Genomic DNA, 19,211 nt, shown 5'->3' on the forward strand with positions numbered 1-19,211 from the left:
TCCCCAGCTGATTTTTGAGCGACCCACGGGCCGCGGCAGATCACTTCAGCAAAAAGCCTTTGGCAAGCGGATCGCGGTCATCGACAAAGATCGTGTTGTGTCCCGTCACCCGAGCCCAACCTTCAATGCTCGGAATAATCGCGTCGAATTCACCCACCCTGGTCGCTTCTTCAGGCACACCATTGAAGAGCGTTCCAATAATGCTTTCGTGAACAAAACGTTCACCGATCTTAAGTTTGCCCTTGCCGACCAGATGTGCCATTCGGGCGGACGTCCCAGTGCCGCAAGGCGACCGGTCGATGGCCTTGTCACCGTAGAACACAGCATTGCGTGCGCTTGCACCTTCGACTGTCGGTTCGCCTGTCCACATCACGTGGCTCAGACCACGGATTTCTGCCTTCTCGGGGTGAATGAACTGATATTTCTCGTTCGCTTTCTGGCGCAGAATCGGACTCAGACGCTGGATATCCGAAGGCTTGAGTGTGTGGAGGCCACCGAAGTTTTTCTGCGGCTCGACTATCGCATAGAAGTTTCCGCCGTATGCGACATCGAAGCGGATTTCGCCGAGCCCTTCGACGTCAACCGTCAGGTCCGTCGAATGAAGAAACGACGGAACATTGATGAGTTGCACGGAGTCGACGTTGTCCCCGTCCATCTTGTAGCGCGCAACCACGAGACCAGCTGGCGTGTCCAGACGCAGCACACCAGCTTCACGCGGGCGCACCAGACCGTGCTCGATGGCTGTTGTTACCGTCCCAATGGTGCCGTGGCCACACATCGGCAGACAACCGCTGACCTCAATAAACAGGATGGCAACGTCACAGTCGGAACGGGTCGGCGGATAGAGAATGCTGCCCGACATTACTTCATGGCCGCGAGGTTCGAACATGAGCGATGTCCGGATCCAGTCAAACTCGCGCTCAAAATGTGCGCGTCGCTCGATCATGTTCGCGCCTTCCAGCCGCGGCGCGCCTCCTGCGACGACCCGGACCGGATTGCCACACGTATGTCCGTCGATGCAAAAGAACGTCGATTTCATAACCCTGCTCCATCCAGAATTTCATGCAAAAAGGTCAGACCCATCCGCATTACTTCGACAGGGCACGCACGTTGGCGAGCGTCTTCTCTACGATTGCGACGACCTTCTGGCGCTCTTCGCCTTCGAGTTTCAGTCGCGGAGCTTTCACAGTTTCCGAATATCCGGCCGTGATGTTCTCGGCCAGCTTGATGTACTGAACGAGCTTCACGTGCGTATCCAGATGGAACAGGTCGATCAGTGCACGGTACAGCTTGCGGGCCCCTTCGTAGTCACCAGCAACGGCCAGATTCAGCAATTCAACCGATTCCTTCGGAACTGCGTTGGCCATGCCAGAGACCCAGCAAGTCACGCCAAGTGCAACCGACTCGAGCACCAGATCGTCGACACCGCACACGACTGCAAGACGGTCGCCGAAACGGCTGATCAGATCGGTGACGCGCGTTGTGTCATACGACTCTTCCTTGATGGCTTCAATAGTCGGCTCTTCCAGCAGTTGCGCCACCACATCCGGCGTCAGGTCCACGCCATATCCGCGCGGGTTGTTATAGAGCAGGATCGCGAGCGTGGACGCCTGAGCGACGGTCCTGTAGAAGGCAATCGTTTCCCGGGCGTCGGACTTGTACGTGAGACCAGGAAAAACCATCAGGCCCTGAACGCCGAGTGCTTCAGCGTCCTTCGCGTACTGGACTGCGTTTGCCGTCGTGGCTTCGGCGAGGCCCGCAATGACCGGCACGCGTCCGTTCACGGTTTCAACGGCAAGCTTGATTACCGTGCGCTTCTCTTCCGCCGTGAGCTGGGCGCTCTCACCGACCATACCCATCATGACGACGCCGCCGACACCGCTGTCGATGAGGCGGTTCAGACCTGCCTTGATCGCTTCGTGATCGAGAGAACCGTCGTCCTTCAGCTTCGTCGTGGCAGCGGGGAACACACCTTTCCAGTTGACTTGCATGGCTATACCTTCCTAAAAAATGATAATCAGAGGCGGGATGTCCCGCGGGTCGATCGAGGTCGCGGGGGCCCCGTTAATTGCGGAAGCGGCTGATCGAGTACGGCTCAAGTCCGATTCCGGGCGTTCGATTGGCAAGCAGGTCCGCGACAAGCGCACCCGTTGTTGCCGATTGCGTCAGACCAAGGTGACCGTGGCCGAACGCATAAATAACGGACGGCGCACGCGGCGATTGGCCAATGACCGGTAATGAATCCGGCGTGGCCGGACGGTGCCCCATCCACTTCACGGCACCCTTGTCGTTGATACCGGGCAGGAAGCGCTTTCCGAGCGCGAGCAGCGCATCACTGCGTTTGTAATTCGGTGGTGCCTTGAGACCGGCGAACTCGGCCGCGCCGCCAATGCGCACACCGATATCGAGTGGCGTGGCGACAAATTTGCGTTCAGCAAAAATCACTTCGCGCGACAGGCTGATGCCATGCGCGGGAAGCGTCGTGTTGTAACCCCGCTCGCTGTCCAGCAGAACGCGGTCGCCGATCGATCCGGCAAGCGCGGCGGACCATGCACCCGTGGCCACGACGAGGCGGCGCCCCTTGACCCGTTCGCCTGTCTCGGTGACCGCCGCCGGTGCAAGTGCATCCGCGAGATCGAGTGCCTTCACCGCGCCGACAACGAACGTGGCGCCGAGTTGTTTCACGCGCTCACGCAACTGCGTCACTAGACGCTTCGGGTCACCGATGTGCGACCAGTCGTCGAGAAACACGCCATGACGAAAAACCGGCGCGAGGGACGGTTCGCAATCGCGAACCTCGTCGGCCGACATGGCGTGCCAGCGCACGCCCAGATCCCGTTTGAATTCCCATTCATGCTGATCCGCGGCGAAGGCTTCGTCTGTCTCGTAGACCGTCAATGCGCCGCGCCGATAAAAACTGTCCATCGCGCCGATGTCCTCAAACATCGGGACGATGTCGTCGTAGACGCGGTTGTTCAACTGGGCCAAAGCGAGGGAAATTTCACGGAAGCGGTCCTTGTTGCCCGAGCGCTGAAATTCCATGAACCAGGGCAAAGCGGTCGGCACATGTTTCCAGTCAAGCGCCAGCGGCCCCAGAGGATCAAACAGCCACTTCAGCGCCTTCATGTACAACCCGTTCACTGAAATGGGGGTGCTCTCCGTCACGGCGATGCCACCCGCATTTCCGTGCGACGTACGGTCGCCCTCGAAATCGCGATCGATGATGGTGACGGTAGCGCCGTCGCGCAGTGCAGCCCACGCACAGGCGAGGCCGACGATTCCGCCACCGATAACCACAACGTCCGGGGTCGTCCGGGAGTTTTGAACTTGCTGAGTCATTTCCGTGAGTCGAGGTATTGCGTGGTGGACGGCCGATCTGCCGTCCACCGTGGCTTCAGTTACTTGGATCCGAGTACCGTAATCGGCTTCCACTGTCCGTTTTCACACTTGTAGACGGTGATGATGGCGTCGCGCAGATCACCGAACTGATCGTATGCGAAGTGGTCGCTCGTGACACCCTTCATGTCCGTCTTCGCGAGCACCGGCAGGTAGACGGACGGGTCTGACGAATTGGCCTTCTGCATCGCCTGCATCATGGCCATGGCGCCGTCGTATGTGTACGGTGCGTAGGTTGTCGGTTCATAGCCGAACTTGGCCTTGTAGCGCTGCGTAAAGCCCGCGCCGCCCGGCATCTTGTCGAGTGGCAGTCCCGCGAGCGAGACAATCGCGCCATCCGCCGCCGGCCCGGCGATCTTGATGAAGTCTTCCGTTTTCGACATTTCACCCGAGGCAAACGTCGCCTTCATCGCGAGCGTGCGCGCCTGCTTGACCATGGGTGCGGATTGCGCGTCGGCGCCTGCGTAATAGATGAAATCAGGATTCTTCGACTTGATGCCGGTCAGGATCGCCTTGAAGTCGACCGCTTTGTCGGACGTGAACTGATGGTCGATGAGGTTACCGCCGGCCGCCTTCACTGCCGTCTCGAACTGCTCCGCAAGACCCTGGCCGTATGCCGTGCGGTCGTCGATGATCGCAATGCGCTTCGCGTGGAGCGTCTCGACGACGTACTTGCCCATCACACTGCCCTGCTGCGTATCAGACGTCATCATCCGGAACGTGGTCTTGAAACCCTGGCGTGTATAGGCAGGTGCCGTTGCCGTCGAAATCTGCGGAATGCCTGCGCGCGAATAGATCGCCGAAGCGGGGATCGTCACCCCGGAGTTGAAGTGACCGAGCATGCCCTTGATGCCGTCATCAACCAGCTTCTGGGCGACGACGGTACCCGTCTTCGGGTCCGCCTGATCGTCGAGCGCTTCCAGCACGAACTTCGTTTCCTTGCCGTCGATCTTGGGCTTCGTGGCATTGAAGTCGTCAATGGCGAGCTGCACGCCCGACTCGAAATCCTTGCCATACTGAGCCTGCGCGCCCGTCATCGGAGCGGCCAGACCCAGCTTGACCGTTTGTGTTTCGGCGGCCTGTGCGGCTTCGAGGGACAGAAGCAGAAATCCCGAAGCAGCGGCTGCAAAAGCGATGGTGCGAACTTTCATATCAGTCTCCTTACTACCCATAAAAGCCGCGTTGAGAGCGCCGAGAACATTATGTTGGATCCAATATCCAACTGTTTTTCGTATAATGCGCGCCTTCTGCGGGTCTGTCAAATGCGTACGAAAAATTGGCGGAGCGCGGTTTTCTGCCGCCCCGCCCCAGGTCCTACACCTGTTCCATAAAATCAGGATCTTCAAGTCCACTCAGCTTTTGAACCTGGTCTTCGAGCGGCGAAACCGCCAACTGTGCGAAAACCAGTGCCAGGGCGATATCAGCCTGGTCATACAGCCCAGCTTCGCCAAGCAGATTCATGGTGCCTAGCGTGACACCGTTCTTGCGCACGGGGATGTTCAGCACACTCTCACACCCAATCGACCACAACACCTCGTATTCCGAGAACACCGACTTGATGTCCTCGCGCGTTGAGCCAACAAAGATCTCACCGCGGCGAAGAACCTGATCCGACCAGCGACTTTGCGTCACCCGTTTGAGTCCACCTACCGGATTGATATCCAGGCGATTGCTATGCAGACGTCCGAGCCGGCTCGACGCCTCGTCATACGCCAGCACCGTAAAGAGCCGCTGGCCGAATACCTCCGTGAGGGAGCGCTCGAACTCGGACCATACAAGGTCGGCCTTGCCGCCTTCCTGTTGCATCCGGGCTATCCGCTCGATCGCCCGAAGAATGAGTGCGTGGTTTGTGTTTGTCACGAAAACTCCTTATTTCGCGGTCCGAAGCTCGGCGCTTTGCGCGTCGGGACGCAGGGAGCCATACTCCGCCTCGGAAATTTCCTCTAGCGTCTTTCCGGTCGTGGACACACCCAGGAAAATCACGGCGAGCGCGCCGATCAGCAGGATGCCAGTGGTCATGCCAAACACGCCGGCGAAACCCCACAACGGGTAGATATAACCCACCAGCATTGGCGAACAGATTGCACCGATACGGCCGAACGCTGACGCCGTACCCATTCCTGTCGCGCGCAGATGCGTCGGGAACACTTCTGGCGTATAGGCGTATTCGCCCGCGTTGACACCGTTCATCGCAAAGGACATAAAGATTGACGCAAGGACGATCGTTGTATCGCTGCCCGCATTTGCCAGCCAGATACCGGCCAGGCAGGCCAATCCCATGTAAGTGACGATCGTCGTCTTGCGTCCCAGCTTCTCGCAAAAGTATGCCGACGAGTAGTAGCCCGGAATCTGCGCGAGGTAGATAAAGATTGAGACAGAAAAACTCTTCGTGATGGTCATGCCATGCTGCACGAGCAAGCCGGGGATCCAGACAAAGAATGCGTACGAGCAGAACGTCACCGACAGCCACAGACACCAGGTCATCAGCGTCGTCTTGGCGAGAGGCGGCTTCCACAGCAGCTTCAGGTTTCCGAAGAAGGAACCCGAGTGCTCATAGCTGACCGTTGTACCTGCCAAAGGCACGACCGGAGACAGCGTTACGCCTGTACGTTCGACCTGCCGCTCAATATCGGACACCACGGCTTCGGCTTCCGCATGGCGGCCGCGAATCTCCAGCCATCGCGGGGACTCATGCAGCGAACGCCGCCACCAGAGCAGCACAACGACCGGCAGGGAAACGATCACCAGCGCGATGCGCCAGCCTTCCGGGTTCAGCGGGATCACAAAGTAGCCGATCAACGCCGCCGCGACAAAACCAAACGAGAAGAAACCAGCCAGTGCGCCGGTAAAGGCTCCCCGATAGCGGTTACTGACGAACTCCACCAGGAACGGCGCAATGATCGCGCCCTCGGCGCCCATCCCGATACCTGCTATTGCGCGCAGTAGAGCGAACGTGTGCCAGTCGTTCACAAACGCGTTGGCAAACGTGAGCACGCAGAAGAAGGTCAGCGCCCACATCATGACGACACGGCGGCCAAAGCGATCGCCCAGCAGGCCGGCGAAAAGCGCGCCGACGAGAAAGCCAACGTAGGTGCTGCTGCCAAGCAGCCCTGTTTCGAAGCTGGTCAGATGCCATTTGGTACGAACGACAGGCAGGATAAACGCGATGATGGCTGCGTCGATGGCCTCGAACATGAAGCCCAGACCGCCCATGAGGAGCAGCTTGAAGTGAAAACGGCCGAACGGCAGGCGTTCGAGCCGGGCTGCAATCGGTGACATGTCATTGCTCCCAAAATGAGGGATCGACCGATCCAGAATGTTCCGGATCGAAGTGTGGTCACAATATCCTGTATCCAAAATCCAGAGTCAAGGCCGGGTAAACCTTTGCGTGCGCTTGTGTCCGCCCGGGACGCGGCAGCCGGAATCAGGACTCGGAAGTCTTAAAACGTATGGCGAATGCCCGCGCGGACGGCGACCTGGCTATTCGTGGACGACGGCGTCAGGAAGGACAGCGCTGCGACGGCAGACTTGCCCGTCGAATCGATGCCTGTCGCCCGCTCCCAGGAGGTCGTCGCGTAGAGCAATGTGCGCTTCGACAAGCTGAATTGGGTCCCCACGTTGAGCTGCAGATATTTCGCCGACTCAGCCTTCGTATAGTCGTACGAGGCACCCAGCAGAACTGCCGGCGTGACGTTGTACGTTGCCAGCGCTTCGTAGTTATTGAAGGTGGCCGTGCCCGAAAATGGCGTCGACGAAGTCCGCACCACGTCTTCGAAGCGCGTATTCGTGTAGGTAAAACCCAGCAGCGCCGCGCCGAGACGGTAGTTAATGCCAGCGCCTGCAACCTGCAGGGTCTGGGCTGACGTGTACCCGCTGTAAGTCGGATTGGTAATCGGGTTCACAAACGTGCCACCGGCCACAGGGTTTGCCGTCGCATCGTAGATGGACGTCGCGGGATTATTGATTCGCGAAAATACAGCGCTCGCGCTGAGCGCGTTGCTCGCGTAGCTGACGCTGATCGATTCCTTCTTGCCGTTGGAGAAGTCACCCGCCACGCCTCCCAGACTGAAAAGCCCCGACAGTTTGAACCCGGCGTACGTGGGCGAGATGTACTTGATGGAATTGCTCAGTGAGTAGTTGCCCCAAACGTTATCGACGTCTGCTGCGTGCGTGGCCAGAATTCCATTGAATCGGCCAGACGCTGAAAGACCAATCAGCGAATCGAGCACCAGGTCGTACTGGCGTCCCATCAGCACGGTCCCGAAGGGCGACCCGAGGCCAACGTAGGCTTGACGGCCGAACAGACGCCCGCCGTTATTCATCTTTCCGGTATTGATATCGACGCCGCTTTCCAGACGGGCCACCGTACTGTATCCGCCACCGAGATCCTCGTTGATCAGAAACCCCCATTTGGTGCTGCCTAATGCGCCATTGGAGGCCTGAACGTTGGAATGACCACCCTGATTGTTTGTGTAGGTGATCCCATCGTCCAGCGCACCGTACAACGTGACGGAACTCTGCGCATGACACACGACCGCGGTGGACATGATCGCCGCCGCCATTCCCGTCTTCTTCATCTTGATCTCCTTTTTAGTAAGTAATGCTACGAATAAAAAATGGGATCTCCTGTCGAATCTCCCGGTATCAGACATGTCTGCGCGGCCCATGAAAGTTTTCGTCACCGCCCTCAATCGTCGCCAATATCCTGGATCCAATATAATCGGTCAAGCAGTTCCCGCAGCGTTCCTGGTTATGTTGGGGGGCCCGGGCGGGCGCCTATGGCGGAAACTGCCAAAATATGCTGTATGCGCCCACAAGGGCGCGGTTAGTTTCGGATCAACGCCTTGACGTCCGCGTAAAGCTGGGCGCTGACCTCGACACCATTTGCTTCGCTTCGAACCCTTGCCTCGAATCGCCGTTGCGACGGCAGCCGCGCACCCTGCCCCGCGATCGCATCGAACATGGCTTCTGCGTACTGGTCGCCCTGCGCGCGCTTTCCAGCGGCGAATATGTCAGGATTGAAGGCGAGCACAAGTTCGCCATGGCAAGGCGTGGCGCCCACACCTTCGTCGAATTTCTGCGATTCGAGGCTGGTCAGATCCCCGAGCAGAGGGCCAGCAAGCAGTTCGACCATCGCCGACAGGGCAGACCCTTTATGGCCGCCGAATGTGAGCATTGCGCCTCGCATTGCAGCAGTTGGATCCGTGGTCGGCTGCCCCGCCTCGTCGACGGCCCAGCCAAGGGGAATTTCCTTTCCTGTTCTTCTGTGCAACTCGATATCGCCACGAGCGATCGCACTTGTCGCAAAATCGAAAACGAATGGAAACCTGCCCGGCCGCGGCCACGCAAAGGCAATCGGATTGGTCCCGAACACCGGTTTGGTGCCGCCCGCCGGCGCAACCCAGCTATGACTTGGGGTCATCGCTACAGCGGCGAGTCCCTCGCTCGCAATAGCCTCCACCTCGGGCCAGAGAGCCGAAAAGTGGAAGCAGTTGTTGATCGAGAGTGCCGCGATGCCAACGTGGCGAGCCTTTTCAACAAGAACTTTGCTGCCCAGTTCGAAGGCTAGCTGTGAGTATCCGAATCCGGCGTCGACCCGAACAATCGCGGGCGAGAGCTCACTGACCTGAGGCCTCGCGTCGCCCACGAGCTTGCCTTCCCGAAGAGACCTGACGCAAACAAGCAGACGATAAATTCCGTGCGAGTGGCACTCGTCCCGTTGACCTGCCGTAATCACCCGTGCGATCGCGCGAGCGTGATCTTCGGCCATGCCATTGGACGTGAGCACGCGCATGGACAACGCGTTCACTTCATCGAGAGACAAGCGGACTTTTTCCACACTCAAGCCTTTTTTGGATACAATATTCAGAGACTGAGGATAATCGTTGTGGCTATCGTCGTCAAACAAAGACACTTGGCGAGCATCCAGGGACCATCATATGAATACGGTATGGATCGTCGACGGAACCTATCTGGCGGCCGCCCTGAACGATGGCGCATCCATCGAGATGATCGCGAACATGGAGCGGAAACTGGTCGCGGCGCAAGGCGCCCCCATGAAACACTCGTTATATTTCGATCTGTCTCGCGACGTCGATCAGGATCTGGCGGGCCCATTGTTCAGTGGTCTGCGCTCGAACAGATTGCGAACCCCGTTTGATGTGCGTCTGGTTCCTCTGTCAGCAACGGCAAACGAAGCGGCCTGCTGCGACGCTCGCAGGCTGCTCGCAGTCGAAACGGCGGTCGAAGCCGTACGGTTCGCCGCAGAAAGTGATTGTGATCGTCTTGTCCTGACTGCTGCCGACGCGGCCCTGGAGCCGGCAATTTCAGCTGTCCGGCTCCGGTATTCGAAAGAACTCTGGCTCTACATTGCGCACAGCGAACGCGCAGCGGTACTGGAATCATTCGCGGACAGAGTGATATGGCTCGACAGTTGAAACCGCCACTACACCACCTTATGCGTACAGAAAGGCCCTCAGCTTTGAACAACAAGCCGCAGCGCGTCGACACCCATACCCACCCATCACCGATTAACTTTTACTTATACCCCCACGTTTTTGTCTGATTAGACGCGAACAATTCGGCTACCGACTATCGGATCAATGGCGCGGCCTGCCCTCCGGCTCGCAGCGCGTCATCCGATGGAGGTCAGAAATGGTAGCCGATGCCCTGGTCTCGGGCGATGCCGAGATTGCCCGTTTGCGTAGCACCCTCGCGGACGCCGCGTCCCGATCCAGTCATCAGATCGTCGATCTCGCACGCGCCCTGGTAGCCGTTCCCAGCGCCTATCCACCCGGCAATACTCACGCGGTCGCCGACCGGATCGAGGCGATGTTCAAAGGCTCCGGCGCGGACGTCGAGAGATTCGGTACGCTTCCGCATGTCATGAACCTGGCGGTACGCGTGCGTGGTTCGCGCCCCGGGCGTCGGCTGGTTTTCAACGGCCACCTGGACACCTTCCCGCTCGTGAATGCCCATCAATGGTCGGCCGATCCGAACGGTCAGGAACGCGACGGGAAGCTTTACGGATTGGGCGTGTCGGACATGAAAGGCGGGGTGGCCGCCATCGTGTTCGCCTTGCGTCAGCTCGCCGCCGTGCGCGATTCGTTCGCGGGCGAAGTCGTCGCCACCTTCGCCGGCGATGAAGAAAGCATGGGCACGGAAGGGACAGGCTATCTGTTGAATCATGTGCCGCACGCAACCGGCGACGCGATGATCAGCGCCGACACCGGCTCGCCCAACGTGCTGCGCTTTGGCGAGAAAGGCATGATCTGGCTGCGTCTCGATGCAAGCGGCAAGTCGGCACACGCGGCCCATGTGCACAAGGGCGATAGCGCAATCGAGAAAATTCTCGACGCCATCCACGAGCTCAAATCGGTGCGCGACTATCCCGTGAACGCGCCGGTCGAAGTCCTCGCCGCCATCGCCCGTTCGAGCGAAACATCCGAACTCATCTCCGGCGCAGGAGAGAGCGACGTTTTGCGTCAGGTCACCATCACGTTCGGTACGGTCAGCGGTGGACGTCTGTCGAATCTGATCGCGGACCACGCCACCGCTACCGCCGACATCCGCTTGCCCGTCGGCGTTTCAGTCGCCGAGATCGAAAACCGCATCAAGGAAATCGTTGCGCGCCATCCGGGCGTCTCGCTGGAAATCACGCGACGCTACGAACCGAGTTGGACCGCTCCCGATCACGAGATCATTCAAACACTCAGCCGTCATTGTGCTGCGAAGCTCGGCACACAACCGGTGGTCAACATGCGTGTCGGCGCCTCCGATGCACGGCTTTACCGGCAGCACGGCGTACCCACCGTGGTCTGCGGCTTGACGTCCTACAACATGGGCTCATCCGACGAGCACGTGTACGTAGACGAATTGCGCGCGCTCGGTGAAATCTTCGTGCTCACTGCTTTCGACTACCTGAGCGCACCAGCCGGCCTCTAAACCGGCCCGCGTCTGCCACGCACTCATTGCCCTCGTCGTCGGAACGCGCCGCGGATGCCGCGCTGCCCTACGCTCCTCGCATCGGAAAAGGAAATGTCATGTCCACCGATAAAGTTCTAAGTCCTGAGCAACGCAGCAAATTTCGCCGCATCCTGGCCTCCGCGCTGGTGGGCAACATGCTCGAGTTTTATGACCTGTTCGTCTACGGCTTCCTGGCTGTGGTTATCGCCAAGGCCTTCTTCCCGACGGGCGACGCCTACACATCGATGCTCGCCGCTGCCGCGACCTTCGGCGTCAGCTATTTCATCCGGCCGCTCGGCGCGATGGTAATCGGCGCATACAGCGACAGGCACGGCCGCAAGGCCGGCATGATGCTCACCATCTGGCTGATGGGCATCGGCACCCTCTTGATCGCCTGCGCGCCCACCTACGCGACATTCGGCGTCGTCGGTACGTTGATCCTCGTGCTCGGCAAAGTCCTGCAGGGCTTCTCCGCGGGTGGCGAGTTCGGCTCGACCGTCTCCTTCGTCACGGAGCACGCGCCCAAGGGAATGAAAGGGTACTTTGCGAGCTATCAGGTGGTCGGCATTGGCCTTGCCACAGGCCTCGCGAGTATCGTCGGGCTCGGTGCGAACAAGCTGATGACGCCGGACACGCTGGCGTCGTGGGGCTGGCGTGTGCCGTTTCTGATCGGCCTCGCGATCGTGCCGTTCGGCTACTGGATTCGTCGGCGCGTCGACGAAACGCCTGAATTCAAGGTATCCAGTCACGAACGCAATCCAATCCGCGATACGTTCGCGACGGCCAAAGCGCGGATCGCCGCGGCTATCGGCCTGTATTCACTCGCCGCTTCGACGAACTATCTGTTGGGCGTCTTCATTCCGCTGTACGCGCAGAAGGTGTTGGGAATGAGCCCTGTCGATTCGATGTGGGGTGCGATTGGCTATTCGGCCGCACAGATCGTATTGCCACCGGTCTTCGGCGCATTGTCGGATCGTATCGGCCGGCTTGCGCTCATCACGACAGGCACGCTGCTGACCGTCGTCCTGACGATTCCTGCGTTTCACCTGATGGTCGCGTCCCCCACGGTCGGCGTCTATGTCTTCTGCGTGACTGGACTGACAGCGTGCGTGATGGTGTTTCAGGGTGCGATGCCCGCGTTCGTCGCGGAGCTGTTTCCGCATAGCACGCGTACCACCAGCATCGCGGTTGTCCATAACCTGACTTTTGCCGTGTTCGGCGGCTTATCGCTGATGATCTGCACATGGATTGCAAACGAGACCGGCAGCAAGTTCGTGCCTGCTTATTACGTCATGGTCACTGCCGTCATCGCACTCGTCTGCATTCTCTACTTTCGCAAGCGGACCTCCCCTGTTTCTGCTCACGAGAACGTGCTGAAAAACGCCTGATCGCCAACGTTCTCCCCGTTCCATTTTTTGATTCACAGGATCGCTCGCCCGTCGCCCTTTAGAATCTGTTGAATCCGACGAAGGCCGACATCTGGCGGGCATCCAATGAGACTCAGGCACATCGAAGTAGTGAACGCGATCCGCGTGACCGGCACGCTCAAGGCCGCGGCCGCGCTCCTGTCGCTCACCCAGCCGGCGATCACGCAAACCCTGCAGAGCGCCGAGCGCCAGCTGGGCTATCCGCTGTTCGAACGCGTGCGTGGCAAGTTGATTCCGACCCGCGAGGCGCAAACGCTGTTCCCCGAGATCATGCGGCTCGATGAGCAGCTGCAGGCGGTTCAAAGGCTCGCGGAAAACCTGCGCGGCGGGACTGACGGATCGTCGATCCGCATTCTGGCCGCCCCCGCCATGGCGCAGACTGTCGTGGTGGACGCAGCACTCGCATTCAAGGCCTTGCATCCAGGCGTCAAGCTGTCCATTCGCGCGGATTACTCGGCAACCGCGGTCGCCAACATCGCGCTGATGGAAGCGGATATCGGCGTGCTGTATCACAGCGTGTCGCATCCGGCCATCAAGGAGATCGAACTGGCGTCGAGCCGGCTCGTTTGCGTGGGTCACCCGGACATCCTCGACAGCGCGCCTTTCATGGAGATCAGTGCGCTCGAAGGCCGCGAGATCATTGGACCCGATCCCGCCGACCCACTCGGGCGGCTTTTGGCGAAACGGCTCGAAGAACTCTCGGTCACGGTCCGCTCGAGCGTCACCGCGCAGTCGTATCACTCCCTCGTGGCGCTCGCCGCGCGCTCGAAAGTCGTGACCATCGTCGACGAGATCGCGGCGCTCTCCGCACGCGCTCAAGGGCTGAATGTCGTGCCGCTTGCACCAGAAATCGCGATTCCGGTAGTTGCGAGCGTGGCCATTAACGGCGAGCGGTCAGCGTTGGTCGAACAGTTTATGCAAGTTTGCAGGAATACGTTTCGCACACTCGGATGAACTGGCTAACGCCAAGCCAAGCTTGACTCATTTCGTTGTCCGACTTTCCGCCTGGGCGACCAGCACCGACAAGACTTCTGGGAAATCGGAAGAAGTCGGCGCATCTTGCCGGATCAGTTCCCGGCGCTTCAGCTCGGCCCAGAACGCCGGTGGAATGTCAGCGCGGAAGGTTTGCAGGTTGTCGTCCAGCTGCGCAACCGTACGCACGCCGGGGATGTTGGTCGGGATCGCAGGGTGGGCGAGAACGAATTGCAGCGCCGCCGCTTTGAGCGGCACCGAGTATTCCTGACATACCTGCTCGATCTTGCGCACGCGCTCAAGAATGGCTTCCGGCGCGGGGGCGTAGTTGTATTTCGCGCCTGACACCGCACCCGTCGCGAGAATGCCGCTGTTGTAGCCGCCACCGAGAATGACCGACACCTGCTGCTCTTCGCACAGCGGCAGGAAACCGTCCAGCGCCTCCTGCTCGAGCAAGGTGTAGCGTCCAGCCAGCAACAGGCAGTCGAAATCCTGCCGGCGAATCGCTTCGTGCGCGATCTGCCACTCGTTGACACCGAGCCCCACCGCCTTCACAACTCCTTCGTCACGGAGTTTCAGCAGTGCTTTCGACGCGCCAGCCATCGCCGCCTCGAACATCTCGGACTGACGCTCGCCATGTGTAAATACGTCGATGTCGTGAATCAGCGCAATATCGATGTGCTCCAGCGCCAGACGCTGCAGACTGTCTTCGATCGAACGCATCGTGCCGTCATAGCTATAGTCGAAAACGGTTTCGAAAGGTAACCCGTCAACCCACGGGTCAAAGTTGATCTCGGCGCGTTTGCGCGGCTTCAGCAGGCGACCAACCTTGGTGGACAGCACAAACTGGTCGCGCGGATACCAGCGCAGCCCCTGACCACAGCGCACTTCGCTCAACCCGTGTCCGTACATCGGCGCGGTGTCGAAGTAGCGCACGCCGGCGTCCCACGCTGCCTTGATCAATGCAGCCGAATCCTCTTCACTAATCGGCCTGAATATGTTGCCGATCGGCGCGGCGCCGAAACCCATCACACTTGTCTCGAGCCCTGAACGCGGCCATTTACGCTTTGCTACCGGATCCATCTTTATCTCCTTTGTCGAGCGGAGTAAGTGCTTTAGCACTTACTCCGCTGCCATGAGCGAAGCCATTGGTTCCAAACCGACCGCCACGCAACGCCCGTCTACTTAATCTTCGCGGCAGCGGCAAGCTTGCGCACGCCCTCTTTCGGGTCCTCGTTCGAGTTCATGAAATTCGTTACGACGTCGGTAATCGCGCCAGCGGTAACCGGAGACTGAAGGTTGCCGAAGGCCAACGAAGGCAGGAACGCACCGGATTTAATCGTGGCCTGCTCGTCAGCGAATGACTTCCGGGCGCAGCTATCGAACTTGTCCATGGGAACGTCCAGCCGAACAGGAATTGAACCCTTGTAGAGACTGAACTGCTGCTGGAAATCTACGGACATGATCGTCTTTGCAAGCGCAAGCTGCCCAGGCGACGCCTGCTTCTTACCGTTCTGCTGAAAGAACGCGAACGAATCCACGGTGTACGTGTAGGCATTCGATGTGCCCGGCGCGGCCGCGCAAATATAGTCAGTGTCTGGCTTCTTGTTCGCATTGGCGAATTCGCCCTTCGCCCAGTCGCCCATGAACTGCATGCCGCCCGAGCCGGAGATGACCATTGCCGTTGCGAGATTCCAGTCACGGCCGTGGTAGCCCTTATCGAAGTAGCCGCGGATCTTCTGGACGATCTCGAACACCTGCACCATCTGCGGCGAAGTCAGCGTTTTCTGGTCAAGATCAACGAGGGCTTTCCGATAGAAATCCGCCCCCTGGGAGAGCACGACCGTCTCCCAGATGGTCATGTCTTGCCATGGCTGGCCACCATGTGCGACTGGTGTGATACCCGCTGCGCGAAATTTGTCGGCGAGCGCGAAAAATTCCGGCCATGTCGCGGGCGTCGTGCCCCCAACTTTTTCAAGGTCGGCCTTGTTGATCCACAACCAATTGATTCGGTGTACCGAGAAGGGTGCAGCCACATAGTGACCGCCTGCCTTCATGGAGCTATCTATCTGCGATGGCGAATGCGCTTTCCAATCGGTAGCGGACTGATCGACACTGACCAACATGTCCTGATCGGCCCAATCCTGAATCAGAGGACCCTTGATCTGCGCGGCCGATGGTGCGTTACCCGAAATGACCTGCGTCTTCAGCGCCGTCATGGCCGCCGCGCCCGCTCCTCCCGCTATGGCGAAGTCCTTCCACTCATAGCCCTGTTTGGTCATATCGTCCTTCAACACCCGGATCGCTTTCGATTCACCGCCAGAGGTCCACCAGTGCAGTACCGAAAGCTGTTCAGCGGCCAAACCAGCATGTGTTCCAGCCACGAGCAGCGTAATACCCGTCGCAAGCGACGTGAGTGATCGTTTCATTGCAGTCTCCGAAGTCTTCGTTATTTGATCGAGCGGCGCATTCGAAGCTAAATCGAACGCGCATGCGTGCCCGTTTTAATGCGTGTCAAACGTCCTTGCCGATCTACAGATCAAACCCAAGTTGCGACTTGCCGAGCGGTGTCAGGTCGTCAGCCGTGGCGCGTCCGTTGAAATCCACTTCGAAATGGTCGGCAGGAAAGTCGGGCGGGCTTTCACCCTTGAGGAAACCCGGTAACTGACGCTTCAGATAAGCGTCGTTTTTGGCGCACGCGGGCGCCGAGGCGATGTACATCACGTTGCTGTAACCCGCTCCCCTGTGCTCGTCTTCGACTGCATGGATGACATCGCTGTGCCAGAACACGGTGTCACCCGCTTCCATTTTTGGAATCGACGACAATGCCTCGAACAAAGGCGCATGAAATTCCGGCTTGATCGACAGCGCCCGTCCGGGCATGGCGCCGCACAGGTCGTCCTCGGCGACATCGTCCTGAAGCGCGCGCAGCAGGATGTACACCATCGAATTGGCGATGGGCACGAGTTGCAGCGTGCCGTCGCCCGGGCCTTGCGGCGTCAAGGCAGTCCAGCCCTGGAACGTACGGAACATCGAGCATACGGCCGGCGACGCGATCTCCTGCACGTCGGGTCGGAAAGCCGCATCGAAGGCGTCGTAGTCGCGCCAGTTGCCGGCAAACACGTGGCGATACACCTTCCGGAAATTGCTTTCGATCCAGCGCTCGACTGACCCGCCGTCGCAATGCGCCGACAGGCCAAGCGACGCGGAGCCTGGCGGCCGGCGGCGCAGACGATCGGCATAGACCGGCACGCGCTCCGGATCGAAGTGCACCTGACCGCCGCTCTCATTGCGCCATAGCCGGTTCAGGAATACACGTGCTTCGGTTAGTGACGCCGACTGACGGGCCAGCACTTGCGGCTTCGACCAGTACACCCCATAGATTTGCGGTTTGCTGGACGCCAACTGGCCGAAGTATTTGTCTTCAGCGCGGTTTTCCAGGTGCTTGTCGAGATTATTGCGCTCGACATAGTCGGCAATATCCTCGTCCCAACCCTGCACCAGCGCACGGGGAAAAACATTACGGATCACGCATGCACCGCGCGCCTTGACGAGCGCGATCTGGTCCGCGGTGACGCGTTGTTCGGCGATGTCGGAAAACTGAATCTCGGGGATGACGTCTTCTCCACGATCCCGCTGCGTAGCGATTCGCTTCGCCTCGGTGCTGATCGCTTCTTCGACTTCGGCAAAGACCTGCCGGTAGTCCGGCAACGCCGCGCGCAGCTCCTTTTTCGCTTGCCGGATTGCGCCCGGCAAATCGTCGATTTTCAACGCCATGACTGTCTCCGTAGGGATTTGATATGCCCCGAGGATATGACGTGCATGCGTGGCTTGGTGATACTATTCAGGCAATCTTTTTGCGTATTCGGCCATGAAACCAGCCTATGAGCATGTCGACTTCGGTGGGGACTGTTCGGTGCGGGTTTACCACCGGCGGCTGCCGCGTATTCCGTTCGAGTGGCATCACCATCCGGAGTACGAGCTAACGCTGACGATGAACAGCCATGGCAAGCGCTACATCGGCGACTCTGTCAACGAATACGAGGCTGAAGATCTGGTCCTCGTGCCGCCGGATCTTCCGCACACCTGGGCGTCGAATCGTTCAATCGATCCATCCTCGCCGCAGGTCGCCATCGTCATCTGGTTCGACGGCGATTGGGCGCGGCGTATGGCGGACTGTTGCCCAGAATATGAACCGCTGCGCAAGCTGTTACGCAGGGCCGCGTGTGGGCTGGCCTTCGAGCCACCCGCCGGCAAATGGATGCGCGAGCGCCTGGAACAATTGCTGTCGAGCGTGGCGCGCGACCGCCTTGGCGCTGCCCTCGACGTTATGTGTACGCTCGCCGACGCGCCGGGCCAGCCACTCGCCTCGCCGAGTGCTTTCAACGAGGCAACCACCGGTCCATCCGGCCACGAGCCCGAACGGATCAACCGGGTCCTTTCGATGATTGACGCGCGCTTTGCCGAACCGTTGCGACTGTCAGAGCTCTGCGCGGCCGCCAGCCTGTCGGAACGCACGCTCACGCGTTACTTTGTTCAACATATCGGTGAGAGCGTCGGCCGCTATATCACGCGGGTTCGGATTGGTCACGCGTGCCGGATGCTGGTTGACACCGCCATGCCGGTTGCCGTCATCGCTGCTCGTTCGGGCTTCGCGAACGTCGCCAATTTCAATCGACAGTTCAAGGCCGCAAAGCAGGCGACGCCGGCCGAATATCGACGGCAGTTCGCCGCCGCGGGTTCTCCGGATAAGGACGCAGCGGCGCGCTTGACTGAACGGTCTCCGTCACTGCAAAAGAAGCGGAAACTAGCCAGTGAGCGAAACGTGGAAGAGATGGCTGGCCAGTCCCGCGCCTGATCCCGCAGATAGCAATCTGCGCCCCCGTTTCCGACCTTCGATGGCCTTCGGCGAGCAACATCGCGAACGTTAGCCCGCATCGGGCATAGTGTTAACTTTTATCAAATAACACACGGCCTGAGAAAACCTCGTCAACGACATCGCAGCATTTCCCGTTTACGGAGGATCGGCGAATTACATGCCGTGCACCGTCACTGCGGCGACAGGCCAAGTGCATTCATAGAATTCTATTTTGGAGTACGGCATGAAATATCCTCTCTTGGCAACGTTGGTCGCGAGCTTGGGAATTGGCCTATCCGGCGTGGCCAATGCAGTTAACGTAGACGTCAATATCGGCACGCCTGCCCCCGTAGTGGTCGCCCAGGCACCAGTTGTCATTGGCTGGCATGGGGACAGATACTACGACGGTCATCGCTACTGGGAACGCCAGGAATGGGAGGAACATCACCACCACCATGGTGATCATGGCCACTGCCCTCCCGGACACGCTAAAAAGGGCGAGTGCTAACAGCATCGCATAGCAACCGAACTGTTGTTACGGGCCGCGGCCCGTTTTTTTTGCGAAAACAGAAGGCAGCAGCAGATTGCCATCA

The 19,211-nt window shown here is 59.3% G+C and carries 17 protein-coding genes; 6 read left to right on the plus strand and 11 right to left on the minus strand.

The features are described from left to right. Positions 1 to 40 precede the first annotated feature (40 nt). The 8 genes from BM438_RS04635 to BM438_RS04670 form a co-directional block, all read right to left on the minus strand. Positions 41 to 1,039 carry a 4-hydroxyproline epimerase gene (locus BM438_RS04635; RefSeq protein ID WP_093633128.1) on the minus strand — a complete coding sequence of 333 codons (999 nt, stop codon included), beginning with the start codon at positions 1,037 to 1,039 and terminating at the stop codon, positions 41 to 43. A gap of 49 nt (positions 1,040 to 1,088) precedes the next feature. After that, the gene (locus BM438_RS04640) at positions 1,089 to 1,991 is read right to left on the minus strand and encodes a dihydrodipicolinate synthase family protein (RefSeq protein WP_093633129.1); all 903 of its coding nucleotides are present in this window, start codon (positions 1,989 to 1,991) and stop codon (positions 1,089 to 1,091) included. Between the two features lie 73 nt (positions 1,992 to 2,064). After that, positions 2,065 to 3,339 (minus strand): NAD(P)/FAD-dependent oxidoreductase, encoded by a 1,275-nt coding sequence (locus BM438_RS04645; RefSeq protein WP_093633130.1) that lies wholly within the window; start codon positions 3,337 to 3,339, stop codon positions 2,065 to 2,067. Positions 3,340 to 3,398: 59 nt separating this feature from the next. Beyond that, positions 3,399 to 4,547, minus strand: a complete 1,149-nt coding sequence (locus BM438_RS04650; RefSeq protein WP_093633131.1) for a branched-chain amino acid ABC transporter substrate-binding protein — start codon at positions 4,545 to 4,547, stop codon at positions 3,399 to 3,401. A 163-nt stretch (positions 4,548 to 4,710) separates the two neighbouring features. Continuing rightward, on the minus strand, positions 4,711 to 5,256 hold the full coding sequence (locus tag BM438_RS04655) for a GAF domain-containing protein (RefSeq protein ID WP_093633132.1): 546 nt from the start codon (positions 5,254 to 5,256) through the stop codon (positions 4,711 to 4,713). A gap of 9 nt (positions 5,257 to 5,265) precedes the next feature. Further along, on the minus strand, positions 5,266 to 6,675 hold the full coding sequence (locus tag BM438_RS04660; protein WP_093633133.1) for an MFS transporter: 1,410 nt from the start codon (positions 6,673 to 6,675) through the stop codon (positions 5,266 to 5,268). A 161-nt stretch (positions 6,676 to 6,836) separates the two neighbouring features. Next, complete coding sequence (locus tag BM438_RS04665) at positions 6,837 to 7,973, minus strand: porin (RefSeq protein ID WP_234486765.1); 1,137 nt, start codon at positions 7,971 to 7,973, stop codon at positions 6,837 to 6,839. A 248-nt stretch (positions 7,974 to 8,221) separates the two neighbouring features. Continuing rightward, a complete protein-coding gene (locus tag BM438_RS04670) occupies positions 8,222 to 9,235 on the minus strand; it encodes an Ldh family oxidoreductase (protein ID WP_093633264.1) in 1,014 nt (337 codons plus the stop codon). Between the two features lie 46 nt (positions 9,236 to 9,281). On the opposite strand from BM438_RS04670, the gene BM438_RS04675 reads away from it, so the two are divergent. The 4 genes from BM438_RS04675 to BM438_RS04690 all read left to right on the plus strand — a co-directional run bounded on the left by BM438_RS04675 (position 9,282) and on the right by BM438_RS04690 (position 13,742). Then, on the plus strand, positions 9,282 to 9,833 hold the full coding sequence (locus tag BM438_RS04675; RefSeq protein ID WP_143131647.1) for an NYN domain-containing protein: 552 nt from the start codon (positions 9,282 to 9,284) through the stop codon (positions 9,831 to 9,833). Positions 9,834 to 10,050: 217 nt separating this feature from the next. After that, positions 10,051 to 11,340 (plus strand): M20/M25/M40 family metallo-hydrolase, encoded by a 1,290-nt coding sequence (locus BM438_RS04680; protein WP_093633135.1) that lies wholly within the window; start codon positions 10,051 to 10,053, stop codon positions 11,338 to 11,340. Between the two features lie 98 nt (positions 11,341 to 11,438). Continuing rightward, positions 11,439 to 12,749: an MFS transporter gene (locus tag BM438_RS04685; RefSeq protein ID WP_093633136.1), complete on the plus strand. Its 1,311-nt coding sequence runs from the start codon at positions 11,439 to 11,441 to the stop codon at positions 12,747 to 12,749. Between the two features lie 105 nt (positions 12,750 to 12,854). Further along, positions 12,855 to 13,742 (plus strand): LysR family transcriptional regulator, encoded by an 888-nt coding sequence (locus BM438_RS04690; protein WP_093633137.1) that lies wholly within the window; start codon positions 12,855 to 12,857, stop codon positions 13,740 to 13,742. Between the two features lie 27 nt (positions 13,743 to 13,769). Here BM438_RS04690 and BM438_RS04695 read toward each other — a convergent pair whose 3' ends face one another. From BM438_RS04695 to BM438_RS04705, 3 genes are all read right to left on the minus strand, one after another. Further along, positions 13,770 to 14,843 carry an aldo/keto reductase gene (locus tag BM438_RS04695; protein ID WP_093633138.1) on the minus strand — a complete coding sequence of 358 codons (1,074 nt, stop codon included), beginning with the start codon at positions 14,841 to 14,843 and terminating at the stop codon, positions 13,770 to 13,772. Positions 14,844 to 14,941: 98 nt separating this feature from the next. Continuing rightward, on the minus strand, positions 14,942 to 16,189 hold the full coding sequence (locus BM438_RS04700; RefSeq protein WP_093633139.1) for an ABC transporter substrate-binding protein: 1,248 nt from the start codon (positions 16,187 to 16,189) through the stop codon (positions 14,942 to 14,944). Positions 16,190 to 16,292: 103 nt separating this feature from the next. After that, positions 16,293 to 17,537 carry a DUF1479 domain-containing protein gene (locus BM438_RS04705; protein ID WP_093633140.1) on the minus strand — a complete coding sequence of 415 codons (1,245 nt, stop codon included), beginning with the start codon at positions 17,535 to 17,537 and terminating at the stop codon, positions 16,293 to 16,295. 94 nt (positions 17,538 to 17,631) lie between these two features. On the opposite strand from BM438_RS04705, the gene BM438_RS04710 reads away from it, so the two are divergent. Continuing rightward, positions 17,632 to 18,618, plus strand: a complete 987-nt coding sequence (locus BM438_RS04710; RefSeq protein ID WP_093633141.1) for a helix-turn-helix domain-containing protein — start codon at positions 17,632 to 17,634, stop codon at positions 18,616 to 18,618. Between the two features lie 244 nt (positions 18,619 to 18,862). Then, positions 18,863 to 19,126 carry a hypothetical protein gene (locus BM438_RS04715; RefSeq protein ID WP_093633142.1) on the plus strand — a complete coding sequence of 88 codons (264 nt, stop codon included), beginning with the start codon at positions 18,863 to 18,865 and terminating at the stop codon, positions 19,124 to 19,126. The last annotated feature ends 85 nt before the right edge of the window (positions 19,127 to 19,211 follow it).

This window comes from Paraburkholderia aspalathi, assembly GCF_900116445.1.
In the GTDB taxonomy this organism is placed as follows: Bacteria; Pseudomonadota; Gammaproteobacteria; order Burkholderiales; family Burkholderiaceae; genus Paraburkholderia; species Paraburkholderia aspalathi.

Bases quoted from the DNA above. Each gene is read 5' to 3' on its own strand.
- BM438_RS04705 (WP_093633140.1), bottom strand. From the start codon at position 17,537: ATGGCGTTGAAAATCGACGATTTGCCGGGCGCAATCCGGCAAGCGAAA.
- BM438_RS04710 (WP_093633141.1), top strand. From the start codon at position 17,632: ATGAAACCAGCCTATGAGCATGTCGACTTCGGTGGGGACTGTTCGGTG.
- BM438_RS04645 (WP_093633130.1), bottom strand. From the start codon at position 3,339: ATGACTCAGCAAGTTCAAAACTCCCGGACGACCCCGGACGTTGTGGTT.
- BM438_RS04695 (WP_093633138.1), bottom strand. From the start codon at position 14,843: ATGGATCCGGTAGCAAAGCGTAAATGGCCGCGTTCAGGGCTCGAGACA.
- BM438_RS04665 (WP_234486765.1), bottom strand. From the start codon at position 7,973: ATGAAGAAGACGGGAATGGCGGCGGCGATCATGTCCACCGCGGTCGTG.
- BM438_RS04690 (WP_093633137.1), top strand. From the start codon at position 12,855: ATGAGACTCAGGCACATCGAAGTAGTGAACGCGATCCGCGTGACCGGC.
- BM438_RS04700 (WP_093633139.1), bottom strand. From the start codon at position 16,189: ATGAAACGATCACTCACGTCGCTTGCGACGGGTATTACGCTGCTCGTG.
- BM438_RS04635 (WP_093633128.1), bottom strand. From the start codon at position 1,039: ATGAAATCGACGTTCTTTTGCATCGACGGACATACGTGTGGCAATCCG.
- BM438_RS04650 (WP_093633131.1), bottom strand. From the start codon at position 4,547: ATGAAAGTTCGCACCATCGCTTTTGCAGCCGCTGCTTCGGGATTTCTG.
- BM438_RS04680 (WP_093633135.1), top strand. From the start codon at position 10,051: ATGGTAGCCGATGCCCTGGTCTCGGGCGATGCCGAGATTGCCCGTTTG.
- BM438_RS04660 (WP_093633133.1), bottom strand. From the start codon at position 6,675: ATGTCACCGATTGCAGCCCGGCTCGAACGCCTGCCGTTCGGCCGTTTT.
- BM438_RS04685 (WP_093633136.1), top strand. From the start codon at position 11,439: ATGTCCACCGATAAAGTTCTAAGTCCTGAGCAACGCAGCAAATTTCGC.
- BM438_RS04715 (WP_093633142.1), top strand. From the start codon at position 18,863: ATGAAATATCCTCTCTTGGCAACGTTGGTCGCGAGCTTGGGAATTGGC.
- BM438_RS04640 (WP_093633129.1), bottom strand. From the start codon at position 1,991: ATGCAAGTCAACTGGAAAGGTGTGTTCCCCGCTGCCACGACGAAGCTG.